This window comes from Streptomyces sp. NPDC059455 (assembly GCF_042750115.1).
Lineage (GTDB): Bacteria > Actinomycetota > Actinomycetes > Streptomycetales > Streptomycetaceae > Streptomyces > Streptomyces endocoffeicus.
Genome location: NZ_JBHYVB010000017.1, coordinates 61,707 through 67,507, shown reverse-complemented (window position 1 = coordinate 67,507; position 5,801 = coordinate 61,707). Strand labels below are relative to the sequence as shown.

Below are 5,801 nucleotides of genomic sequence, written 5' to 3'. Positions count from 1 at the left end.
CACTCAAACCCACACCCCCGCGCCCCCCCCCGCCCGCCGCGCGGGGCGGCCGGCGGGCGCGCCGCACCGGCGGCCCGCGCAGCCGCCCCCACCCCCCATGACCGTCCGGCACCGTCGCATGACCGCCCTGGGCCGCCTGGTGAACGTCCGGGGCCCGGCAGGACTAGAGTCGGGCAGATCGAGGGCAGCCCAGGGGCAGCCGCCGACCCAGCCGGCCAGGGAGCCAATCGTGCTGATCAACCACGACACCCGGTGCGCGCTCGACGCCGTCGTCGATCTGGTGAACACCGCGCCCGAGGGCGCGGACCAGGACGACCTCGCCGATGTCGACGCACTGCGCCGGTTCGTCGGGCGCAATGCCATCAGCGACATCGGCACGCTCGGGGAGCGCGACCTCACCGCGGTACGGGCCGTACGGACCCGGTTCGCCGAGGTCTTCGCGGCGGCCGGGAACGAGGCCGCCGCCCGCCGCACTGCCGAACTGCTCAACGCGATGATCGCCGCGGCCGGCACCACGCCCCAGCTCACCGACCACGACGGCTACGACTGGCATGTGCACTACTTCGCGCCCGGTGCCTCGCTGGCCGACCACCTCGCCGCCGACGGCGGGATGGCGCTGGCGTTCCTCGTGGTGGGGGGCGAGCGGGAGCGGCTGCGCCGCTGTGAGGCCCCGGACTGCCGCCATGCCTTCGTGGATCTGTCCCGCAACCGGTCCCGGCGCTACTGCGACAGCCGCACCTGCGGCAACCGGCTGCATGTCGCGGCCTACCGCGCCCGGCGCCGCCAGGCCGCGAGCTGACCGTCCGCGTACGGGGGTCGGAGGCCGGGCGGGGCTCCGTCTCACCATCGACAGGCGGTCACCGTCGGTAACCGGACGGGCCGCCCGCCTCACCACCGGTAGAGGTCGTGGACGGCGGTCACGAAGAGCAGGGTGCCGATGAACGCCAGGAACAGCATCAGCGGCGGCTGCGAGAGGGCGAAGAGACAGCCACGGGTCTCGTCGCTCGGCGGAACAGGGGGTCCTTCGATGGGGGATTGCTCCCCGGGCGGTGATTGCAACATCTCGCGGAGATCATGACCCAGCCATGAGCCCGCCTGCGACCGGTGATCGTTTTTTGATCGGTCGCTTGTCAGATCCCGTGCTTTTTGAGTATGGCCTCGATGTCGGAGAAGTCATCTGTGCCAGAGCTCGTTCCGCCCTTGGTCTTCGGCTTCGCCGACGCCTTGACCCCGGTGGCTCCCCGGCCGGGCCCCAGGGCGGGCTCCGAGGCCCCCGCGGACACCCCGCCGGCCCGTTCGGCGGCGGCCGCCGCGCGGCGCTCCTTACGGGTGCCGCCGGAGCGGTGCTCGACCGCCCGCGTGATCATGAACAGCGCCCAGGAGACGCCCAGCAGGCCGAAGCCCAGCCAGATGCTCGGCTTGAAGACCAGGTCGGTCAGCCAGCCCAGGATGCCGGTCATGGCCAGGCCCAGCGGGATCAGGGCGTAGGCGGCGATCCGCGTCGCCGCCAGGAACCGCTTGCGGTAGGCGGTCAGCCCGGCGATGCCCAGACCGGCCGCGGACAGCGCGGCGCAGATGGTGTCGGTCAGCATCGTTCCTCCCGCGAACAGGGCTTCCGGTAAGTCCATCGTGCACCCCGTAAGGCGGCCGGGGCCATGGCCCGAGCCCGGGATCAGGGACATCTCCGGGTACGGCTCAGGGTCCGGGGGCTGGAAGACTGGCCCCATGAGCCACACCGACCCCTCCCCCCGCCCCGTGCTCGACGTCTGGTGCGAGTTGCAGTGCCCCGACTGCCGTACCGCCCTGGGCGACCTGCGCGCGCTGCGCGACCGCTTCCAGGACGCGCTGGACATCCGGCTGCGCCACTTCCCGCTGGAGCGCCACCGGCACGCCCACGCGGCGGCCCAGGCGGCCGAGGAGGCCATCGCCCAGGGGCGCGGCTGGCCGTTCATCGAGGCCGTCCTGGAGCGCACCGAGGAGCTCGGGACCCGCGGTGAGCCGGTGTTGGTGGAGGTGGCCCGGGAACTGGGGCTGGACGCCGAGGAGATGGACACCGCGCTGGTCGACGGCCGGCACATCCTGATCGTGGACGCGGACCAGGCCGAGGGCCGGGCGATCGGGGTCACCGGCACCCCCACGTATGTGATCGGCGGCGAGCGGCTCGACGGCGGCAAGAGCCAGGAGGGGCTGCGGGAGCGCGTCGGGGAGATCGCCGCCCGCCTCGTCGCCGAGCGGTCCTGAAGCCCTGAAAGCCCTCGGAACAGACCCTTACAACAGCGGCTTGTACAACTGGTACTCGATCGACTCGTAGCCCAGCGACTCGTACAGCCGCAGCGCCGGGGTGTTGCCGCCGAAGACGTGCAGGCCCAGGCTGTGCGCCCGGTGCGCCAGGCTCGCCCGCTCGGCGGCCAGCATCAGGGTGCGGCCGTGTCCGTGGCCGCGGTGCTCCTCGGCGACCTCGACGGCGTAGACGTACGCCTCACCGCTCTCGGCGGCGTCGGGCTCCCCCTCGCGCAGCGCGATCCAGATGGTGCCCACGTCCGTGCCGCCGTGGGCGAGGACGCGCAGCAGGGCCGTGGGGGTGTCCGGGCCCTGCGGCAGCAGCTGCGCGTAGTCGGTGTCCGCCTTGGTGTCGGCCTGCTGCCGGGTGAGCCCGCGCGTCAGCAGATCGGCGACGTATCCGGCCCGCTCGTGGGCGTGCCACGCCGGGTAGTCGGCCTCCGTAAGGGGACGTATCGCGCTGCCCTCGGGCAGCTCGGGCGGGTCCGTGAGCCGTTTGAGCATGTTGCGGCCGCGCTCGCGGTAGCCGAGCGCGGCCGTGAGCCCGAGGGCGGTCGTGGCCGAGGCGGGGACGCTCACCATCAGCTGGGTGCAGCCCCAGCCGCGCAGCACCTCCTCGGCGGCGAGCGCGGCGACCGTGCCGCGGCCCCGGTGCCGATCGGCCTCGTCGATGTGCAGCTCCTCGATACGCCCGGCCGCCGGGCCCAGGCGGGCGTCGGTGGCGAGGCGTACGGAGCCGACGGGGCGGCCGTTGACACACACCTCGTACGCGCGGGCACGCCCGCCGCCGTCGGTGTGCCGTTCGGGCGCGGTGGGCCGCAGAGTGGTGGTCACGAAGGTGTTCTACCGGCCCGCCGGGCGATCGTCACCCGTTTTCCGGCGCGGATCCGCCGCGGCCGGCCGGTCAGGTGCCTGGCTTGACCGCTCACGGCCCGATGTCCCCGCCGCCCGCTCAGGGTCCGCGGCCGCCCGCTGAGGGGTGGATGCCGGCGGCGACCCGGTCAGGGGTCGATGTCCGCGGCCGCCCGCTCGACGAAGATCCGCAGGGCCTCGGCGGTGACCGGGCCGGGGGCGCCGGGCAGGGTGTGGCCGTCCACGCGGCGGACGGCCTGTACGTCGCGGGTCGTGGAGGTCACGAAGATCTCCTCGGCCCGGTACAGCGCGTCCAGCGGCAGATCGGTCTCCTTGGCGCCCACCCACTCCAGCACCAGGGCGCGGGTGATCCCGGCGAGGCAGCCGGAGGAGAGCGGCGGAGTGTGCAGCTGGCCGTCGAGGACCACGAAGACATTGGAGCCGGTGCCCTCGCAGAGCGCGCCGACCGTGTTGCCGAAGAGGGCCTCGGTGGCGTCGTGCTCGCGGGCGCGGGCGAGCGCGACCACGTTCTCGCCGTACGAGGTGGTCTTCAGGCCGGTGAGCGCTCCGCGCTCGTTGCGCGCCCAGGGGACGGTGACCACGGCCGTGGCGTCGGGCCTGCGGGCCGCCTCGACCAGCGCGACCACCACGGTGGGCCCGGCAGTGCCCCGGTCGGAGCCGAGCGGTGAGATCCCTCCGGTGTAGGTGATCCTCAGCCGTCCGAACGCCACGGGGTGGGCCTTGAGCACCTCCTCGCAGCCCCGCCGCACCTCGTCCAGGTCCGGCTCGGGGAGCCCCAGGCCCGCGGCGGAGCGGGCCAGCCGCCGCAGATGGCGGGTGAGGGCGAACGGCTGCCCCTCGGTGGCCTTGACGGTCTCGAAGACGCCGTCGCCGACCGTGAGCCCATGGTCGAACACGGACACCATGGCGCTGTCCGGGTCACAGAGGGATCCATCGAGCCAGATGGCCGGTTTCATCGCGTCGCCCTTCCCATCGTCTGCTGTACACCCGTCGTCTGCTGTACACCCGACGCTACCGCGAGCAGCCGGGCGGCCTTGAGTTCCGTTTCGTCCCATTCGCGCTCCGGCTCGGAGCCCCAGGTGATGCCCGCCCCGGTGCCGAACCGCAGCACGGCCCCGGCCGCGCCGCGGTCGATCCAGAAGGTCCGTATCCCGACCGCCAGCTCACCGGTGCCGCGGTCGGCGTCGACCCAGCCGATACCGCCGCAGTACGGGCCGCGGGGCGCGGTCTCGAGCTCCTCGATGACGCGCAGCGCGCTGGACTTGGGCGCGCCGGTGACCGAGCCGGGCGGGAAGGTGGCCGCGAGCAGTTCCGGCCAGCCGGTGCCGGGGGCGAGTTCGCCCCGCACCGTGGAGACGAGGTGCACCAGACCGGGGTGCGGTTCGACCGCGCACAGCGCCGGGACGGTCACCGAGCCGGTGGCGCAGACCCGGCCCAGGTCGTTGCGGACCAGGTCCACGATCATCACGTTCTCGGCGTGGTCCTTCTCCAGCAGGTCCTCGGGGGCGCGGCCGGTGCCCTTGATGGGGCCGGACTCCACGGTGCGCCCGGTGCGCCGCAGGAACAGTTCGGGCGAGGCCGTGGCGACCTCCACCCCGTGTCCCGGCAGCCTTACGGTGCCCGCGTACGGGGCGGGGTTGCCCAGGGCCAGCAGCGCGGTCAGCGCGTCCACATCGGCCCCGGCCGGATCGGGCAGCGGCGCGGACAGCACCCGGCAGAGGTTGGCCTGATAGACCTCGCCGGCCGCGATCCGCCGCCGGACGGTGCGCACCCCCGCGGTGTAGGCGGCCCGGTCCAGTGACGAGGTCCACTCCCCCGCCGTGGGACCGCGCCAGCCGCCGGGCGCCGGCGGCGGCACCGGCTCGGTCCGTACGTCCCCGAAGCGAGCGCAGACCAGTCGGCCCTCGAAGTCCGCGACAACGGCCCAGAAACCCTGGGTTTCCAGGGCCGACGGGTCGCTTGTGACATCCCGTAGATCGGTGGCGAGCAGGCCGCCGAAGCGGGCGAGCGGAGGCAGGTCGTGCACGGTTGCGAGTCTATGGTGCCCAGGTCAGGGTGGCCTCGGGAGGGAGTGCGGCGCGCGAGCAGGGCAGCACGCTGCGGAAACGGAATTTGAGCTGGCCCCGGAATCCGCTAGAGTTCAACACGTCGCCGGGACGCGGAAGCGCCCCGGAGAAACGACACCTGCGGACGTGGCTCAGTTGGTAGAGCATCACCTTGCCAAGGTGAGGGTCGCGAGTTCGAATCTCGTCGTCCGCTCGGTGTGGGGGTTTCGACCCCCACGGCTGGTGGAGTGGCCGAGAGGCGAGGCAACGGCCTGCAAAGCCGTCTACACGGGTTCAAATCCCGTCTCCACCTCGGACGATTAGCTCAGCGGGAGAGCGCTTCCCTGACACGGAAGAGGTCACTGGTTCAATCCCAGTATCGTCCACTCGGATCCTCACGGGTCCACCCTGCGCGATTAGCTCAGCGGGAGAGCGCTTCCCTGACACGGAAGAGGTCACTGGTTCAATCCCAGTATCGCGCACGCAGTCCTGCGGACGATTAGCTCAGCGGGAGAGCGCTTCCCTGACACGGAAGAGGTCACTGGTTCAATCCCAGTATCGTCCACATCGATCGGCGGGGGGGGGGGGGGGGTGCTCCGGCGC

The 5,801-nt window shown here is 72.7% G+C and carries 7 protein-coding genes and 5 tRNA genes; 7 read left to right on the top strand and 5 right to left on the bottom strand.

Annotated elements, in window-relative coordinates; genetic code table 11:
- The first annotated feature begins 229 nt into the window (after nucleotides 1–229).
- On the top strand, nucleotides 230–799 hold the full coding sequence (locus ACFXB5_RS08785; protein WP_385204204.1) for a CGNR zinc finger domain-containing protein: 570 nt from the start codon (nucleotides 230–232) through the stop codon (nucleotides 797–799).
- 89 nt (nucleotides 800–888) lie between these two features.
- Here the strand turns inward: ACFXB5_RS08785 and ACFXB5_RS08780 are convergent, their stop codons facing one another.
- Entirely contained in the window at nucleotides 889–1,062 is a 174-nt protein-coding gene (locus ACFXB5_RS08780; protein WP_198268756.1) for a hypothetical protein, read from the bottom strand.
- A gap of 68 nt (nucleotides 1,063–1,130) precedes the next feature.
- Complete coding sequence (locus ACFXB5_RS08775; protein WP_385204263.1) at nucleotides 1,131–1,592, bottom strand: hypothetical protein; 462 nt, start codon at nucleotides 1,590–1,592, stop codon at nucleotides 1,131–1,133.
- 133 nt (nucleotides 1,593–1,725) lie between these two features.
- Between ACFXB5_RS08775 and ACFXB5_RS08770 the strand changes: the two genes are divergently transcribed.
- Entirely contained in the window at nucleotides 1,726–2,241 is a 516-nt protein-coding gene (locus ACFXB5_RS08770; protein ID WP_385204202.1) for a DsbA family protein, read from the top strand.
- Nucleotides 2,242–2,268: 27 nt separating this feature from the next.
- Here ACFXB5_RS08770 and ACFXB5_RS08765 read toward each other — a convergent pair whose 3' ends face one another.
- The 3 genes from ACFXB5_RS08765 to ACFXB5_RS08755 all read right to left on the bottom strand — a co-directional run bounded on the left by ACFXB5_RS08765 (nucleotide 2,269) and on the right by ACFXB5_RS08755 (nucleotide 5,179).
- Nucleotides 2,269–3,114 carry a GNAT family N-acetyltransferase gene (locus tag ACFXB5_RS08765; protein WP_385204199.1) on the bottom strand — a complete coding sequence of 282 codons (846 nt, stop codon included), beginning with the start codon at nucleotides 3,112–3,114 and terminating at the stop codon, nucleotides 2,269–2,271.
- A gap of 167 nt (nucleotides 3,115–3,281) precedes the next feature.
- Nucleotides 3,282–4,109, bottom strand: a complete 828-nt coding sequence (locus ACFXB5_RS08760; protein ID WP_385204197.1) for an aminotransferase class IV — start codon at nucleotides 4,107–4,109, stop codon at nucleotides 3,282–3,284.
- Entirely contained in the window at nucleotides 4,106–5,179 is a 1,074-nt protein-coding gene (locus ACFXB5_RS08755; protein ID WP_385204194.1) for a chorismate-binding protein, read from the bottom strand. The genes ACFXB5_RS08760 and ACFXB5_RS08755 overlap by 4 nt, the downstream gene beginning before the upstream one ends.
- Nucleotides 5,180–5,339: 160 nt before the next feature.
- Between ACFXB5_RS08755 and ACFXB5_RS08750 the strand changes: the two genes are divergently transcribed.
- The 5 genes from ACFXB5_RS08750 (at nucleotide 5,340) to ACFXB5_RS08730 (ending at nucleotide 5,763) form a co-directional block, all read left to right on the top strand.
- A tRNA-Gly gene (locus ACFXB5_RS08750) sits at nucleotides 5,340–5,412 on the top strand.
- A gap of 28 nt (nucleotides 5,413–5,440) precedes the next feature.
- Nucleotides 5,441–5,511, top strand: a tRNA-Cys gene (locus ACFXB5_RS08745).
- Nucleotide 5,512: 1 nt separating this feature from the next.
- Nucleotides 5,513–5,584: transfer RNA gene (locus tag ACFXB5_RS08740), tRNA-Val, on the top strand.
- Nucleotides 5,585–5,608: 24 nt separating this feature from the next.
- Nucleotides 5,609–5,680, top strand: a tRNA-Val gene (locus ACFXB5_RS08735).
- A gap of 11 nt (nucleotides 5,681–5,691) precedes the next feature.
- Nucleotides 5,692–5,763: transfer RNA gene (locus ACFXB5_RS08730), tRNA-Val, on the top strand.
- Nucleotides 5,764–5,801 lie beyond the last annotated feature (38 nt).